The 15,707-nt window shown below is 68.4% G+C and carries 15 protein-coding genes and 2 pseudogenes; 12 read left to right on the top strand and 5 right to left on the bottom strand.

Annotated features, from left to right (window positions below; all coding sequences use genetic code 11):
• Positions 1–1,002: tyrosine-type recombinase/integrase (locus tag H0X00_RS00325; RefSeq protein ID WP_293766428.1), on the bottom strand; the 1,002-nt coding region annotated here is incomplete at its 3' end.
• 152 nt (positions 1,003–1,154) lie between these two features.
• Here H0X00_RS00325 and H0X00_RS00320 point away from each other — a divergent pair.
• Together H0X00_RS00320 and H0X00_RS00315 are read left to right on the top strand one after the other, a co-directional pair.
• Entirely contained in the window at positions 1,155–2,093 is a 939-nt protein-coding gene (locus H0X00_RS00320) for a transposase (RefSeq protein ID WP_293766427.1), read from the top strand.
• A gap of 701 nt (positions 2,094–2,794) precedes the next feature.
• Positions 2,795–2,992: a hypothetical protein gene (locus H0X00_RS00315; RefSeq protein WP_293766426.1), complete on the top strand. Its 198-nt coding sequence runs from the start codon at positions 2,795–2,797 to the stop codon at positions 2,990–2,992.
• On the opposite strand, the gene H0X00_RS00310 is transcribed toward H0X00_RS00315, so the two are convergent.
• Genes H0X00_RS00310 through H0X00_RS00300 form a run of 3 tightly spaced genes read right to left on the bottom strand, consistent with a single transcriptional unit; the run spans position 2,983 to position 4,837 of the window.
• Entirely contained in the window at positions 2,983–3,378 is a 396-nt protein-coding gene (locus H0X00_RS00310) for a MaoC/PaaZ C-terminal domain-containing protein (protein WP_293766425.1), read from the bottom strand. The two genes, H0X00_RS00315 and H0X00_RS00310, sit on opposite strands and share 10 nt — an antisense overlap.
• Positions 3,375–3,806, bottom strand: a complete 432-nt coding sequence (locus tag H0X00_RS00305) for a MaoC family dehydratase N-terminal domain-containing protein (RefSeq protein WP_293766424.1) — start codon at positions 3,804–3,806, stop codon at positions 3,375–3,377. The genes H0X00_RS00310 and H0X00_RS00305 overlap by 4 nt, the downstream gene beginning before the upstream one ends.
• Entirely contained in the window at positions 3,806–4,837 is a 1,032-nt protein-coding gene (locus H0X00_RS00300) for an LLM class flavin-dependent oxidoreductase (protein WP_293766423.1), read from the bottom strand. Before H0X00_RS00300 ends, H0X00_RS00305 begins: the two co-directional genes overlap by 1 nt.
• Before the next feature lie 111 nt (positions 4,838–4,948).
• Here H0X00_RS00300 and H0X00_RS00295 point away from each other — a divergent pair, with 111 nt between their 5' ends.
• The 5 genes and pseudogenes from H0X00_RS00295 to H0X00_RS23565 all read left to right on the top strand — a co-directional run.
• Complete coding sequence (locus H0X00_RS00295; RefSeq protein ID WP_293766422.1) at positions 4,949–5,704, top strand: enoyl-CoA hydratase/isomerase family protein; 756 nt, start codon at positions 4,949–4,951, stop codon at positions 5,702–5,704.
• Positions 5,701–7,074 (top strand): aldehyde dehydrogenase family protein, encoded by a 1,374-nt coding sequence (locus H0X00_RS00290; protein WP_293766420.1) that lies wholly within the window; start codon positions 5,701–5,703, stop codon positions 7,072–7,074. The genes H0X00_RS00295 and H0X00_RS00290 overlap by 4 nt, the downstream gene beginning before the upstream one ends.
• Before the next feature lie 89 nt (positions 7,075–7,163).
• Positions 7,164–8,087, top strand: a complete 924-nt coding sequence (locus H0X00_RS00285) for an SDR family oxidoreductase (protein WP_293766431.1) — start codon at positions 7,164–7,166, stop codon at positions 8,085–8,087.
• A gap of 46 nt (positions 8,088–8,133) precedes the next feature.
• A complete protein-coding gene (locus H0X00_RS00280; RefSeq protein WP_293766418.1) occupies positions 8,134–8,523 on the top strand; it encodes an SDR family NAD(P)-dependent oxidoreductase in 390 nt (129 codons plus the stop codon).
• A pseudogene (locus H0X00_RS23565) lies at positions 8,459–8,725 on the top strand (SDR family NAD(P)-dependent oxidoreductase); the annotation flags it as partial. The gene H0X00_RS00280 and the pseudogene H0X00_RS23565, both read left to right, overlap by 65 nt.
• Before the next feature lie 282 nt (positions 8,726–9,007).
• On the opposite strand, the pseudogene H0X00_RS23560 reads toward H0X00_RS23565, so the two are convergent.
• Positions 9,008–9,411, bottom strand: a pseudogene (locus H0X00_RS23560) (enoyl-CoA hydratase/isomerase family protein).
• A 435-nt stretch (positions 9,412–9,846) separates the two neighbouring features.
• Here H0X00_RS23560 and H0X00_RS00275 point away from each other — a divergent pair.
• From H0X00_RS00275 to H0X00_RS00255, 5 genes are all read left to right on the top strand, one after another.
• On the top strand, positions 9,847–10,968 hold the full coding sequence (locus H0X00_RS00275) for an LLM class flavin-dependent oxidoreductase (protein ID WP_293766416.1): 1,122 nt from the start codon (positions 9,847–9,849) through the stop codon (positions 10,966–10,968).
• A 91-nt stretch (positions 10,969–11,059) separates the two neighbouring features.
• Positions 11,060–12,157: an LLM class flavin-dependent oxidoreductase gene (locus tag H0X00_RS00270; protein WP_293766414.1), complete on the top strand. Its 1,098-nt coding sequence runs from the start codon at positions 11,060–11,062 to the stop codon at positions 12,155–12,157.
• A 36-nt stretch (positions 12,158–12,193) separates the two neighbouring features.
• Positions 12,194–13,381: an acyl-CoA dehydrogenase family protein gene (locus tag H0X00_RS00265; RefSeq protein WP_293766412.1), complete on the top strand. Its 1,188-nt coding sequence runs from the start codon at positions 12,194–12,196 to the stop codon at positions 13,379–13,381.
• A complete protein-coding gene (locus H0X00_RS00260; RefSeq protein ID WP_293766410.1) occupies positions 13,374–14,486 on the top strand; it encodes an acyl-CoA dehydrogenase family protein in 1,113 nt (370 codons plus the stop codon). Before H0X00_RS00265 ends, H0X00_RS00260 begins: the two co-directional genes overlap by 8 nt.
• Positions 14,486–15,706 (top strand): CoA transferase, encoded by a 1,221-nt coding sequence (locus H0X00_RS00255; RefSeq protein WP_293766408.1) that lies wholly within the window; start codon positions 14,486–14,488, stop codon positions 15,704–15,706. Before H0X00_RS00260 ends, H0X00_RS00255 begins: the two co-directional genes overlap by 1 nt.
• Position 15,707 lies beyond the last annotated feature (1 nt).

Below are 15,707 nucleotides of genomic sequence, written 5' to 3'. Positions count from 1 at the left end.
CCGCACGACCGCGGACACCGCGGTCGGGGCGAGGCGCCCGTGCGGGGCGCGATCCCCGATGAACACCGCCGGGCATCCGGTGCCGGCCGGGCGCCCGGACCACAGCCACGCGGCCACCGCCGCCCCGACCTCAACCGGCAGCGGGAGAAGGTCCTGGCGACCGCCCTTCCCGCGCACCGTGATCTCCCCGGCCCGCCAGTGAACATCGCCCAGCTCCAGGGCGCTGATCTCCCCGGCGCGAAGACCCAGCCGGGCCAACACGGTCAGGATCGCGAAGTCGCGCCGGCCGAGCGCGCCGGTGCGGTCGCAGCCCTCGAGCAGGCGCGCCACGTCGGCGGCGCTGAGCGCCTCGGGTAGCGCCGCGAGCTGCCAGCACGCGACACCAGGGGCCGCCGCGCTCAGTAGGACCGGCATCTGCCCGTCGAGGTAGAGGAAGCGCAACAACGACCGCAGGCCGGTCACCGTCACCTTCGCCGTCGCGACGCAGCGGCCCTGGCACTGCCCGCGGACGAACGCGGTGACCCTCGCCCCGCCCACGCCGTCGAAGACGGCAACACCGTCGAGGCACACCTGCGCCAGGAACCGGCGCGCCACCGGCAGATACATGCGGATGCTCGCCGCGGCCAGACCGCGTTCCCGCGCCAGGTACTCCTCGTAGCGCACGATCAGCCGATCAAGCTCCGTGCTCGGGCCCGCCGGTTCCCTCGCCGCGAGGACACCCGCGGCGCGCAGGTACTCCACCAGCCCGGCCATCGCCCGAGCCGAGATCAGGTGCCGGTAGCCGGCCGCGCGGCGGTCACACAGGAACTCCTCGACCACCGCCGGAGTCAACTCACGCGGGTCCAGCCCGCGCGCCTCGAGCCACCGGCTCACGTGCGCCATCAGATGAACCAGATGCGCCGCCGAGTCCCAGGTGTAACCACGCGCGAGCAGCGACTCCCGGAAGCCTTCGCCGTACGGAGCCAACGGGCCCTCGACATGGCCTCGTCCAGATCTGCTCATGATCAGCTCCTCTCCACAGGTCTCAGTTGTGGAGAAGACGATCTACAAGCCGCCTGGATTATGCCGAGCTACGCGGACCGAACACCGAGCCCTCACGGCCGTCCGACGGCCTCCTCGGCATAACCCGGGCCTCGGCATAACGGGTCCAGCTGATGGGCGACCGCACCCGGGAAGCGACCCGGGTGGAGAAGCTGCTGGAGGACGCCTCGATCAAGCTCTCGGTGGTGGTCTCCAACATCACCGGCGCCTCCGCGCGGGCGATGCTCACCGCGCTGGTCGAGGGGGAGACGGATCCGCATGCGATGGCGGACCTGGCCTACTCCAACCTGCGGAACAAGAAGCCGCAATTGGCCGAATCGCTGATCGGCCGCTTCGATGACCACCACCGCCTGCTGGTGGGCGGGATGCTGCAACGCCTGGCGCAGGTCGAGGCATCGCTCAAGGCGGCCGACGCGCAGATCGCCGAACAGATCACGCCGTGGCAGCACCAGTTCGAGCTGCTCCAGACCATCCCGGGGGTCGGGCTCAAGACCGCGCAGGTGTTCATCGCCGAGACCGGTGCGGACATGTCCCAGTTCCACTCACCCGCGCACCTGGCCGCCTGGGCCGGGCTGGCGCCGGCGGTGCACGAATCGGCCGGGAAGTCCTGGTCGATGGGCACCCGGCGCGGGAACAAGTGGCTGGCCTCGATGCTGGTCGAGTCCGCGCACTCCGCCGCCCGGATGAAGAACACCTACCTCGCGGCGCAGTACCGCCAGCTCGCCGCCCGCCGCGGGGCCAAACGCGCCGCGGTCGCGGTGGCCCACTCCATCCTGGTCTCGGGCTACTGGATGCTCGAACGCGACGAGCCCTACCGCGACCTCGGCCCGGACTGGTTCACCCCGCGAAGTCGACCCGGCGGTCCGGACCCGCAGACTGGTCGCCCAACTCGAACGCCTCGGCCACACCGTCAGCCTCGACCAAGCCGGCTGACCCAGCACCGACATCCCGGTCAGCACCCACGCCGACCAAGGAACCGGCTCAGTCAAGACCCTCCGGGCTGCCGCCCGGAGCTGCCGCGCGCCCGGTTACGGGAACTCACGGGTCAGTAAGTGTCTGCGTTCTGCTTCACCGTGCCCGCTGGATGTGAATGCGGCTGGCCGGTGCAGGTCGCTGGTGGCCGGGGTTCTTGGCGTCGGTATTTGACGTGCCGTCATGTTAGCGTCTGTCCGGTGGGCTCCGCCAGCCTCCGCGGTTCTCCCTGGGTGTCCGTGACAGTCCGTCAGTAGCTGCTGCGGCCTGTCGTGATCACACTGGTGGCGTGGCACCCGCGGACGTCGGTGCACTCTGGTGCTGCGGTTCCAAGCCCGTAGACGCTCCTATGTCAAGCAGCCGCGGCTGAGGCCGTCGCTGCCTTGGTGTGAAGCCTGCTGTTGTGCTGGATCTCGTCGGCGCGGAGGGCGGCGAACACGGCGTCGGACAGGCGCCGGCGGAGGGCTTCGGCGCAGGTCTTGCCGGTGGCTTGGACCTTGTCGATGGGTGGCGCCGGACCAGACCGGGACCGGGGCGGTGCCGGTGAAGCGGGCGTAAACGTCCTTGCTGCGGAAGCGGTGGGCCCCGGCGGCTGTGGGGTCCTCGGTGCGGCGGTCATCATGGGGAGGGTCCGGCTCAACGCGGCGGCACCGAGCGATCAACACCGCCCTGCCCATGATCGCCGTCACCCAGGCCCGCGGCACCGGGGGCGGCGAGCAGGGCCGGGGCGATCCGGCGCACGATGGCGCCGATCTCGGCCTGTAGGGCATTGATCGCGACGGTGAGCTCACGGCAGCGGGCGAGCGAGAACGAGCTCGTCGATGGGGTGGCTGAGTACTGGGCCTACTCAGTTCAGCACGTCAACCGCAAGCGAGAGAACCTGGGCGATGACCTGGTGAGCGAGGCGATCCGCGCCTGCCAGGAGGACCCGGAGATGCCGACGGCCGGCGCCGGTGTCGACGGCTCATCTCAGCCCTGATTGAGGGCGATCGTGGCAGTTCCCTTGACGTGCACGCCGCCGGTCTGACGGGTGCAGGTGAGCTCGACCTCGGCGGTCCTGGCATCTTCGTCAACAGAGGTGACGGCCCCTGCGTAGGTCAGCTCATCACCGGGCCAGGACTGCTCGCGGAACTGAGCTGCGAAGCGCAGTACGTTCTCGACGCCCACCCACGCGCCCAGCCACGACGCGAGGCGTGAGGCCGTCAACATCCCGACCGCGTACGGCGTCGGGAAGCCGCGGGCGACGGCCGCCTCGCTGTCGTAGTGCATGGGATTGAAGTCGCCGGACGCACCCTGGTAGCGCACGAACTGTTCAACGGTCAGGGGCGGATCCCTTCGCGTGGGGCCCTTGTCGCCAAGTTTCACGCGGACGGCTCCCCGGTCTCGATCGTCACGGTCCTGACCTCGGCCCGCAGCGCCCCACCCCTGTCCCGGAAGTCGGTGATGACCTGCGTGAAGTCCATGACGCCGCCGCGCTTGCCTTCCTTGGTCCAGGTCTTGTCCACGCGCCGCAGACCGGTGAGCTCCTCGCCCACTCGGATCGGGCCGCCGTGGAAGACGAACTCCTGCTGCCCGTGCAGCGTCCGGGACAGGTCGCGGTGGGGTGGCCAAACGGAGCACTCGGGCCCGGCCCAGAACGCCATGGATTGCAGGAACGTGATCGGGACGGGGCCGCAAGGCTCGATCGGGTCGGGATGGTCGACGGCCCGGGCGAACTCGCGCGCCTTGCCGAGTTCGACGACCATCTGGAACGGCTGCGCCGCCCGTTGTCCCTGGCTTCCGTACGCGCCCATCAGGCGGTCCCCTGCTGCCACCCGTGGATCACCGGAAGCACCTCCTTGGCCAGCAGCCGCAGCGAATCGGCGGCCTCGCTCCGCAGGGGGACGCCGGGCGGCGGATAAATGCAGACGACGTCGGAGAGGTTGATGCTGAGGCGCATGCTGTCGAGGACTGACAGCACCTGGTCTGGGTTGCCGATCAGTTCGTTCGCCCGGTAGCGGGCCTCGGTGTCGGGGTTGTCCCGGTAGCCGAAGTTGAAGGCGCCGTCCCCGTACTGGTCGCTGTAACTGTCCGCCTCGGCCCACCGGTGCATGACGAGGTCCCGGTTGCGTCGCCACACCTCGTCGGGCTCTTCCAGGGTGACGTTGATCGAGAAGGGCAGCGAGACGCGATAGCGGGCCGGGTCCTCGCCCTGGGCGCGCAACTCCTCGACGTAGGCGGCGTACACGGCGGGGTCCGCCGAGGTCGCAGCCAGGTGCGCCTTGTGCCGTGCGGCCCGTTGCGCGGCGGGGATCGAGGCGGCGGCGCCCCAGACGGGATAAGGGTCCTGCAGCGGCGGGGGTTGCATCTCCAGGTCCTCGACGTCCCAGTACTTGCCGTGGTGGGTCACCACCCGCTCGGTGAGGGCCCTGGTCAGCAGTTCGAAGCCCTCCTCCATGCGCGACGGCCGGGTGCGGGGATTCAGGCCGAAGGCGCGGTACTCGTGCTGGCGGTAGCCGGGCGCGACGGTGATGAACGTCCGCCCGCCGCTGAGCTGGTCGAGGATGCACCACTCCTGCGCAAGCAAGGCCGGGTGGTGCAGCGGCAGGATGCTCGCCCACGACCCCACCCGGATCGAGCTGGTGCGCTGGATCAGAGACGCCGCGAACGCGATGGGCGCCGACCCGTGCCCGTCGCGGGCGAAGAAGTGCTCCTCGACGGCCACGAAGTCGAATCCGAGCTGTTCGCTCTCGCACAGCAACCACAAGTGGTCCTCCCACAGCTCCGACCATGGTCGGGCGGCGATCGCGGGGTTCGACATCTCGTGGGCCAGGCCGATGCGCATGCGATCTCTCCTACAGAGGTTGGGAGCGCACGGTAAGTCTATTACGCTTCTGTCTACAGAAATAGATACCGTAGGAGGCATCGTGCTGGGGTTCCACGTGGTTGCGGGCCGATGGTGAGCGACGAGCCATATGTCCTCACCACGGTCGATGGTCCGATCGGCTGGCTCACCCTCAACGACCCGGAGCGTCTGAATCCGGTCACCCGAGCCCGCGTCGCGGAACTCAACGTCGCTGCTCGGGCTTTGTCTGATCGCGACGACGTCCACGTGGTGGTGATCCAAGGTGCGGGTCGCGCCTTCTGCGCAGGTGCCGACGTCTCCCAGGGGCAGCCGGCGGCCGATCGGAGGGTGCCCCTGGGTGGCGGGGCGCTGCTGCCGGGGGCACCCGCCGATTGGACTTTGGCCGGAATGCGGCAGCCGGTGATCGCGATGATCCGCGGGGCCGCCGTTGGATTCGGCCTGGAGCTCGCGCTCCAGGCTGATATCCGGATCGCAAGCGAGGATGCAAAGTTCGTGGCACCGTTCGCCAAGTTGGGGATCATCAGCGACACCGGCACCGGCACGTGGCTGCTGCCGCGGCTGATCGGTTGGTCGAAGGCGGCGGAGCTCTACTACACGGGCCGTAAGGTCCTGGCCCCCGAGGCTCTTGAGCTCGGGCTGGTCAACGATGTGCGTCCCGAAGCAGACCTCCTGGACTTCACGCGCGCCCTGGCCGAACAGATCGCCGAGAACTCGCCGTGGTCGCTGCGCATCATGAAGCGGCTGATCTTCGACGGGCTCCAACACAGCCGTGGGGAACACCTGCTGCTCCAGAACCAGCGCTTCAACGAACGGCCCGCCCGGCCGAGTGAGGAGGGCGCCCCATGATCGTCAGCACCTCCCCGCAGCGACCCGACGACGTGGTCGTCGAGATCGCCGAGACGACGGCCGCGGCCGTGGGTGAACGAGCCCGGGCCGCCCGGGCCGCGCAGCGCGAGTGGGCGGCGCTCTCTCCGCTTGCGCGCGCCGGAATCCTTTGCGAGCTGGCGGAGGATGTTCGCTTGTGCACAGACGAGCTCGCCGCCCTGGTCACCCGGGAGATCGGCAAGACCGCACTCGAGGCGCGTGGCGAAGTGGGCCGGACCGTGCAGGTGCTGCAGTTCCATGCCCAGCAGGCGCTCGCCGCCGGCGGGGAGACCTACCCCGCGGTGGGTCCACCCGGCACCATCCTGTTTACCCAGCGCCGCCCGCTCGGCCTGGCCGGGCTGATCACGACCTGGAACTTCCCGCTGGCCATCCCGGCGTGGAAGCTCGCGCCCGCCCTGGCGGCGGGCAATGCCGTGCTTCTCAAACCGGCTCCCGAGGCCACCGCCATCGCGTTACGGCTCGGCGAACTGCTTGCGGTTCGTCTGCCGGACGGACTGCTGCAGGTGCTGCCCGGCGGCGTCCCGACCGCGGAGGCGGTTCTGGTGCACGCGGACTGCGTGTCCTTCACGGGCTCGGTCTCCGGAGGCCGGGCGGTCGTCGCCGCGGCGACGGCCCGGAACATTCCGGTGCAGTCAGAAATGGGCGGGCACAACGCCTCCGTTGTTCTCCCTGACGCCGATCCAGCCAGGGCGGCTCAGGTCATCGCCGAGGCGGCGATGGAGTTCGCCGGCCAGAAGTGCACCGCGACTCGACGGGTGGTGGTGGTCGGGGACCCGCACGCCTTCACCGAGGCGCTGGTAGCGGCCGTGGACGGCTTGCGACAGGGGGATCCGGACGAGCCTGGCACCGTCGTGGGTCCGGTGATCTCGGAGCGCGCGCGCTCCCGCGTCCTCGAAGCCGCCGCGCTCGCGCGCACACTCGGCGGTCGGGTCATCGCCGGAGGCCGCACGGGGGACGGACCCGGCTGGGCATTGGCCCCGACTCTCGTGGACGGCCTTACGCCGGACTGCGTATTAGCCCAGGAGGAGGTCTTCGGTCCGTTCGCCATGGTGTTGCCGGCACGCGACGTCGCGGACGCGCTCGAGATCGTCAATGGCACGCCGTTCGGTCTAGCGGCGGCCATCTTCACCGGGGATCTGGACGCCGCCCTTGCCTTCGCCGACCGGGTCCTAGCCGGCCAGGTGAAGGTGAACGCGAAGACCTCGGGGGCCGATCCGCATGTCCCGTTCGGCGGGGAACGGAATTCCGGCAGCGGCCCCAAGGAGCAAGGGTCGGTGGCAGCCGAGTTCTACACCGTCGGTCGGACCGTGACCATCTGCCCGGCTATCTGAGGCCGGACCTCTGGTCCGGAGCCGTCGAAGTGTAGAGGATACTATTATGCATACAGGTATGTAAGCGGCTTCTCTGAACCGGAGTGCGCATGGCGGGCATCTGTCAGGGTCGGATCGTCATCGTCACCGGGGCCGGCGGCGGGATCGGCCGGGAACACGCGCGGCTGTTCGCCGCCGAGGGAGCCAAGGTGGTCGTCAACGACCTCGGCACGAGCGCAGCGGGTGAAGGGTCGGAGCGCAGCGCCGCTCAGGTGGTCGCCGACGAGATCGCGGCGAGGGGCGGCCTGGCCGTAGCCAACGCCGACGACGTCTCGGCCTGGGATGGAGCCGAACGTCTCGTGCGGCAGGCGATCGACACCTTCGGTGGCCTCGACGTGCTCGTCAACAACGCAGGAATCCTGCGCGACAAGATGTTCGCGAACATGGACGAAGCGTCCTGGGATGCGGTCGTGAAGGTGCATCTCAAGGGCACCTTCGCACCATCCCGGCACGCCGTCGAGTACTGGCGCAGCGAGAGCAAGGCCGGCCGCGAAGTGGACGCGCGGATTATTAATACGACGTCCGCCTCGGGCATCTACGGCAACGTCGGGCAGAGCAACTACGGCGCGGCAAAGGCGGGGATCGCTGCGATGACCGTGATCCTGGCGCAGGAACTGGAAGGCTACGGGATCACCGTCAACGCTGTCGCACCGAGCGCACTGACCCGAATGACCGAGGACCTGCCGCAGGTCAAGGCACGCGTTGAGGCGGAGGGTGGCCGGGCTGGACATTCGCTGGATCCGGTCTACGCTGCCTCGCCTGTGGTCTGGCTGGGCAGCGGCGAGAGCCGGGGGATCACTGGTCGGGTGTTCTCGGTCTCCGGCACCAAGTTGGCGGTCAACGAGGGTTGGGTCCAAGGCCCTACGCTCGAGACGATCGGGCGCCCATGGACGCCCGAAGAGATCGGCGAATTCCTTCCCCAGCTCGTGAAGGCCGCCGCCTCCAACGCAACCATGGCGGGCACCCGACCGTGAGCGTGCGGGCGCGTCCCCACCATTCCCCAAGCGAGAGGTGAATTCCATGGGAGGCCGACTGGAGGGCAAGGTCGCGGTCGTGACGGGGGCGGGCTCCGGTATCGGCGCCGCCATCGCGGAACGTTTCGTCGGTGAGGGCGCCGGTGTGGTCGCGGTCGACATCTCCGGCCGACAGAAGGCAGTAGCCGATCGCCTGGGCCGGCAGTGTCACCCCGTCCAGGCGGACGTCTCACTCTCGCCCGAGGTGCAGGCGATGCTGCAGGCCGCGGTCGACACATTCGGTCGGGTCGACGTGCTCGTCAACAACGCGGGCATCGAAGGCGCCGGTGGCGCCGCTGTGCGATTACCCCGAGGAAGACTTCGAGCGGGTCATGGCGGTCAACTTTCGCGGCGTCTATCTCGGCATGCATTATGGGATTCCGGTGTTGCTGGGTAACGGCGGTGGCGTCATCGTCAACACGGCATCTATGTCGGCCGAGGTCGCCTTCCCGGGTATGTCCGTCTACTGCGCCTCAAAAGGCGCAGTGAAAATGCTCACGAATACCGCTGCGATGGAGTACGCGGACAAGGGCATCCGGGCGAATTGCATCAGCCCAGGCACCATTCACACCTCGATGGTAGACGCCCTGCCGGAGGAGTTCATGAAGGCGATCGTCGACGCCAACCCGGTGAAGCGGATCGGCCAACCACGCGAGGTGCCAACCCGGCGGTATTCCTGGCCAGCGACGAGTCGGCGTTCATTGCGGGCACCGAGATCACCATCGACGGGGGCTACACCGCGTTGTAGGCGACCCCGGGGCTACCGGCCGACGTACGTCCCTGCTCGCTTTTCCGAGAAGGCGGCGAAGGCCTCCGCGGAGTCGCGGGTTGAGGTGACGACGGCTTGGTGGGAGGAACTGAGGTCCAAGGCGGTGCGCAGGTCATGGCGTGCGCCCTGGCGCACGGCACGCTTGATCATCTGGATGGCGACCGGCGACCGGCGGACGCGCTGCCAGGTCCCGGGCGTAGGCGGTCACTGCGTCAGGAAGGTCTACATCGTCGTGCACCTGGTCGATGAGGCCGATGGCCAACGCGTCCGTCGCGTCGATCACCTCGCCAGTCCAGAGCATGTGCAGCGCCCGGGAGGTCCCCACGACTCGTGGCAGCAGCCAACATCCGCCGTCGCCCGGCACGAGTCCAACCTTGATGTAGGCCTCGGAAATCGGGCGGAGCGCGCAGTGAAGCGCAGGTCGCAGAGCAAGGCCATGTCGAGGCCGGCTCCGATCGCCGGTCCATGGATGGCGGCCAGGACCGGCTTGTCGAGATCCTCGAGCGCGTGTGCCACTCCGGTGCACCCGCCCCCGTCAGCAGGGCTTTCTCGCCAAGGGGATCGCGCGTCTCGCCATTGAAATCGTCCAGGTCGACTCCCGCGCAGAACGAGTCCGCGGAGCCCGTCACCACGACGACCCGCACGTAGTCGTCGCCGCCGACGCTGACCAACGCGTCCGCCCACGCGTCAACCATGGCCAAAGTAGACGCGTTTTTCCGATACGCCGGTCCAGGCGGAAGCTCGCCACGAGGTCGGTCACCGAGTATTCGAGATCGGCCATGTGGTCTTCCTCCGTCGCTGCGGTCCGGGCGAGTTCTGTCGGACAGGCTACCCATGCGCTTGTCAGACGCATCCAGAAGTGTATAAAGTTATCGTAGCTGGTAGCTGCAGGTCATTCAGCTGCCACCACCCGTGCTGACCCGCACTCCTACCTGAGAGGACCCAGGCGCGATGGCACTCCAGTTCGGTCTGATGAACGAGATCCCGTCCTACCCCCCGTACACCGAGCACGAGAGCCTCAAGCACATCGTGGATACCGCCGTGCTGGGCGAGGAGCTGGGCTTCGACTACTTCTGGACGGTCGAGCACCACTTCCTCAACGAGTTCTCGGTCAGCACGGCCCCGGAGTCGCTGTTGCCGTACATCGCGGCCAAGACGTCGCGGATGCGGATCGGACATGGTGTGCGCCTGCTGCCGTTCGCCTACAACAACCCGGTGCGCCTCGCGGAGTCCGCGGCGACGCTCGACCTGCTGTGCGACGGGCGCTTGGAGTTCGGCACCGGCCGGTCGATCTCGTGGGACGAGATGGCGGGATTCGGGGTCAATCCAGAGGAGACGCGCGCGCAGCAGCAAGAGGCGTTGGACATCATCACCACCGCGTGGACCCAGGACGTTGCCTCCTACGACGGCCAGTTCTACAAGCTGCCGCCGCGCCACGTGATTCCCAAGCCGCTGCAGAAGCCGCACCCGCCGCTGTGGGGCGCGGCGACCAGCCCGGACTCGCACCGCATCGCGGGCGAGAACGGACTCGGGCTGCTCTCGTTCACGTTGCTCACGCCGCTGGACGTGCTGAAGGTGAGCATCGACCTGTACCGCTCCGGCATCGCCTCGGCACGCGCGGGACAGGGCAACCCCAAGGGTGCGTTCATCAACGAGCGGGTGGCCACCTTCACCCTGGTGCACGTCGCCGAAACGGACGAAGAGGCGATGGAGAACATGCGCGGGCCGGCGATGAAGTACATCAAGGAGTCGATCGGCATCATCAACTCGGTGTCGCGACAGGTTCCGTATCTGAACCCCAATCAGGACGCCGCGAAGATGGACATCCCCAGCTACGACTACCTCAAGCCGTTCATCGACGTCGACCTCGACTCACTCAACTACGAGGACATCGAGGCCAGCAACATGGTCATGGCCGGCAGCCCGGAAAAGATCATCACGCGTATCAAGGAGTACGAGGCGATGGGGGTCGATGTGTTCCTGCCCATGCTCTCGCAGACGAACATGCCACACGACAAGGTCATGAAGTCGGTAGAGCTGTTCGGAAAGCACGTCATCCCCGCGTTCCGGTAGGCAACCCCACGGCGCACGCGGAAGTGCCGGTCCGGCCGCACAGGGACCGGCAGCGCCCTCGCTTCGCCGGACCAGACGAGAGGAACATCTAGTGAGCGTGAAGTTCGGCATCTTCAGTCTGAGCCAGATCCCGGACCAGTCCCGCCGCGCCGAAGCGATCCAGGAGGAACTCGAGGAGTTCGTGCTCGCCGAGCAGCTCGGATACGACACCGCCTGGGTCGCCGAGCACCTCTTCTCCACCTACGGCGTCGTGGCGTCGACCCAGGTCATCGCGGCGGCGATCGCGGCACTCACCAGTCGCATCCGGATCGGCACTGCCGTCAGCATCATCCCGTTCAACCACCCCTTGCGGACGGCCTCGGACTTCGGGCTGATCGACATCCAGTCCAACGGGAGGCTGAACTTCGGCGTAGGCCGGGCCTACCAGCCGCACGAGTTCACCGGGCTGGGCCTGGAGATGGCCGAGAGCCGGCAGATGTTCGACGAGGGCATGGAGATGATCCTGGCCGCGTGGACCCAGGAGAAGGTCGACCACCACGGGAAGTACTGGTCCACCTCAGGCCCGGTAGAGGTCCTGCCCAAGCCCGCGCAGAAGCCGCATCCCCCCGTGTACATGGCGACCATCTCTCCGGCGAGCTTTCAGACGGCGGCCGACAAGGGGTGGGGCTTACAGCTGGCCGCTCCCTTCACGTACCGCACATACCGCGAAGAGTGGATGGACAAGCTCGCCGAGCATCTCGCGGACTACGAGGCGGCCTGCGTCGCAAAGGGCCGCGATCCCAAGGCCGCGGAGCGGGCGATCCTCGTCCCGTTCTTTTGCGCGGAGACCGAGGATCTCGCGGTCGAGCGGTACGCCAGGCACGTGGAGTGGTTCTACAGCAAGGTCAGCGGCCACGAACGTCCCGTAGGCGCGGCCGCGGACAAGCTCGTCCCCGGCTACGAGCTGCAATTCACTGAGGGCAAAAAGACCAAGGAGGCGGGCCTGCTGGCGTTCGAGCACCTGCACCGGCACAGCGCCGCGATCGCCTCCGATCCGGCCGGCTGCATCTCCAAGCTGCAGTTCATGCGGGAGAAGTTCGGGATCACCGAGTTCATCCTCTGGTTCAACATCGGCGGCATCGACACTGAGCTGGCTCGGGAGTCCATGAGACTGACGATGGACAAGGTCATCCCGCACATTTCTGCCTGAGGCACCGTCAGACCACTGCAGAGGAAGGCTCAGCCCATGGATTTCGGATTGCCGGACGACAGTCGCCGGTTCCTGAGTGAGCTGCGCTCCTACCTCGATGGCCTGAACCTGGACAAGGTGGTTGCCGAAACCCTGGAGGACGACCACGAGGCCGGCCCCGCCGGCCAGGAGATGCTGGCTCAGATGGGCCGCGACGGGTGGCTCGGTATCGGATGGCCGGCTGAGCACGGCGGTCGCGGGCGCTCGGCCGTCGACCAGTGGCTTTACCTCGAGGAGATGGCCTACCGCCGCCTGCCCGCCGGCGGCCTGAGCATCACCTCCGTCGGTCCGACCCTCATGAAACTCGGCACCGCAGAACAGAAGGCAGAGTTCCTGCCGGCGATCCTGCGGGCCGAGGTGCGCTTCGCGGTGGGCTATAGCGAGCCGGACGCGGGCAGCGACGTGGCGTCCCTGCGCACGCGAGCCGTTAGGGTCGGCGACGAGTACGTCGTCAAAGGTCAGAAGATCTACACCACCGGCGCCCATGACTGCAGCCACATCTGGTTGGCCGTCCGGACGCACCCGACGGAGACCCGACACCGGGGCCTCTCGGTCCTCCTCGTAGCGCTCGACTCACTCGGCGTGACGGTCCAGCCGATCTACACGCAGGCCGACACTCGGACGAACGAGGTGTACTTCGACGATGTGCGCGTCCCGGTAGCCAACCTCGTGGGTGAGGAGAACGAGGGCTGGGCGGCGATGATGGTCGCGCTCGACTTCGAGCGGATCTTCGTCTACGCCGCGGCGCTGAAGGACTTCGAGGAACTCGTCGCGTGGACGCGGGTCTTCCCCTCGGAGAAGTCCCCACTCATCGCGGACCGGACGGTGGCCCACCGGCTGGCGGAGATGGCGGCAGATCTTGAGGTCGCCCGTCTGCTGGCGCTGCGCACGGCGTGCATCATCGACACCGGCGTGGTCCCGACGGCCGAAGCGGCTGCCCTGAAGGTCTGGATCTCGGAGTTGCGCCACCGGATCGCCACCGAGGGCCTGGCGATCGTCGGTGAGCATGGCCAGCTCAAGGCCGGCGAGGACGCGGCTCCGGCCGCCGGTCAACTGGAACACCAGTACCGCGCCGGGACGGTGCTGAAGTTCGCGTCCGGCACCAACGAAGTGATGCGGGACATCATCGCGCAGCGGGCCCTCCACCTCCCCAGAGCGCGCGCTCTGGGCAAGGTCTATGGCTGACTTGCGGCTTGACGACATCGAGCAGATGTTGCGGGACACCGCCCGCCGCTTCCTCCGTCAGGTCAGCGTCGAACGCCTGCTGTCATGGGAAACGAGCGAGGACGGCTACGACTCCGACGTGTGGTCGTCCATGGTGGGGCTCGGGTGGGCGTCCCTGACCCAGGCCGCCGAGGGGGGCGGCGGTGCCAACCTGATCCACACCGGAATAGTTCTGGGGGAGACCGGCCGGGCTGGGCTGCCGTCACCGTTGTTCCAGACCCTCGTCACCGTCCTGGGACTGACCCGCCTGGGCGGTGATCCCGCGGCGCTCCTCGCCGAGCGCCTGGCCCAGGGCGAGGCCCGCGCGGTGACCGTGGCACCGGCCGATCCGGGTCGCCTCGTGACGTTGACCGAGAATCCGGACGGTACGGCCGTCCTGTGCGGATCGCCGGTGCTCACCGAGTGGGCACTGTGGGCGCAGACCTTCATCGTTCCCGCCAGAGTCGAGGGGGCGCCCGAACGCTGCGCACTTGTCGTGGTGGACGCGCAGGCTGGCGGCGTCGGCGTCGAGGAAGCGACCAGCTTCGACAACGAGCGGATCGGCGTCGTCACCTTCGACCGCGTCGTGGTCCCGGCCTCGGGCGTTCTGTCCGCCGACGTCCGTGCCGACGACCTCGAAACGATGCTCGCCTTGCGGGACCTGCTGCGCTGCAGCGAGATGCTCGGCGGGGCGCGGCGGGCGTTGGAGCTCAGCGTCCAGTACGCGACCGACCGCGTGCAGTTCGGTCAACCGCTCGGCACCAAACAGGCGGTGCAGCACCGGTGCGCCGACATGCTGATCGCCCTGGATGGGGCGTGGCTCGCCACCTTCGAGGCGTTGTGGACCGCGAGTACCGGGCCAGCCTCGACCCGGTCGATCGCCGTGGCTCGCTTCCAGGCGGCCCGAGCGTGTGAGCAGGCGGTTCTCGGTGCAGCCCAGCTCACCGGCGCCATGGGGTTCACGCGCGAGTACCCCCTCAACGTCTTCTTCCGGCGGGTCAAGGCCCAGCAGCTGCGGCTCGGCTCGGTCACAAGCCAGCTCGATTCCCTCGCCGCCGAGTTCCTCGCCGTTTCCGAGGGCGTGTGATGGCCGAGTCGGCTCTCACCGGCGTCCGCGTCGTGGACCTCTCCCGCGTCGTGGCCGGTCCGCTGTGCGCGCAGATGCTCGGTGACCACGGCGCCGACGTGGTGAAGGTAGAGGCCCCTGCCGGCGACGAGCTGAGGACCTACGGTCCTCCCTTCGGGCCGGGGACGAGCGCCTACTTCGACGGTGCGAATCGCAACAAGCAGAACATCTGCCTGGATCTCGGTCACCCCGCGGCCCGCGAGGTGCTGCTCCGGCTCCTCGACGGTGCCGACGTCGTCATCGAGAACTTCAAGTCGGGGACGATGGACCGCTGGGGCCTGGGATACGAGACCCTCGCGGCCGAGCACCCGGAGCTCGTCTACTGCCGGATCACCGGGTTCGGGGTGGACGGTCCGTTGGGTGGTGCCCCGGGCTACGACGCTCTACTGCAGGCGTATGCCGGGCTGATGAGTGTGACCGGCGAGACCGACGGGCCCCCGACCCGCGTCGGCCTTCCGATGGTCGACCTGGCCGCCGCGATGATGGCCTTCTCGGGCATCCTGCTCGCGCTCCACGAGCGCCAGGGTTCCGGACTCGGTCAGCTTGTCGACTGCACCCTGCTCGACTCGGCACTCGGACTGCTGCATCCGCACGGCTCGAGCGCGGCGATGTACGGGGGCCGTCCGGTGCGGGTGGGCGACTCCCACGGCGGGGTTGCGCCCTACCAGACATTCGCCTGCCGCGACGGCCGCCTGATGATCGCGGCGAACAACAACCGGCAGTTCGCGCGCCTCTGCGCGATCCTCGGGCTCGGTCACCTCGCCGAGGACCCGCGCTTCGTGGACAACAACAGCCGGGTGGCGAACAAGGCCGCGTTGGCCGAATTCCTGGGCGCGGCCGTGGCCGACCGCGCGGGCGCGGGCCTGGGGGACGAGTTGCTCGCGGCCGGGGTGCCGGCGGCGATGGTCAACGAGGTGCCGGAGGTGCTCGACCTGCCCCAGGTCCGGCACCGCAACATGGTCGTCGAGCTCGACGACTACCGCGGCATCGGCATCCCCATCGCGTTGACGCGCACCCCGGGGCGGGTGCGGTCCGTGCCCGCACTCCGGGGCGCGGACACCGAGGCCGTGCTCGCCCGACTCGGCTACGAGGCCGCGCAGATCGAGGACCTGATCGCGGCTGGCGCCGCCCAGGCCGCAGCCGCCCCCCATCGAGAACTGCACCCGGCGAACGCCGGTTAGA

The sequence above is a fragment of the Sporichthya sp. genome, assembly GCF_013815995.1.
Taxonomy (GTDB): Bacteria; Actinomycetota; Actinomycetes; order Sporichthyales; family Sporichthyaceae; genus Sporichthya.
This window is presented reverse-complemented; position numbering and strand designations above follow the sequence as displayed.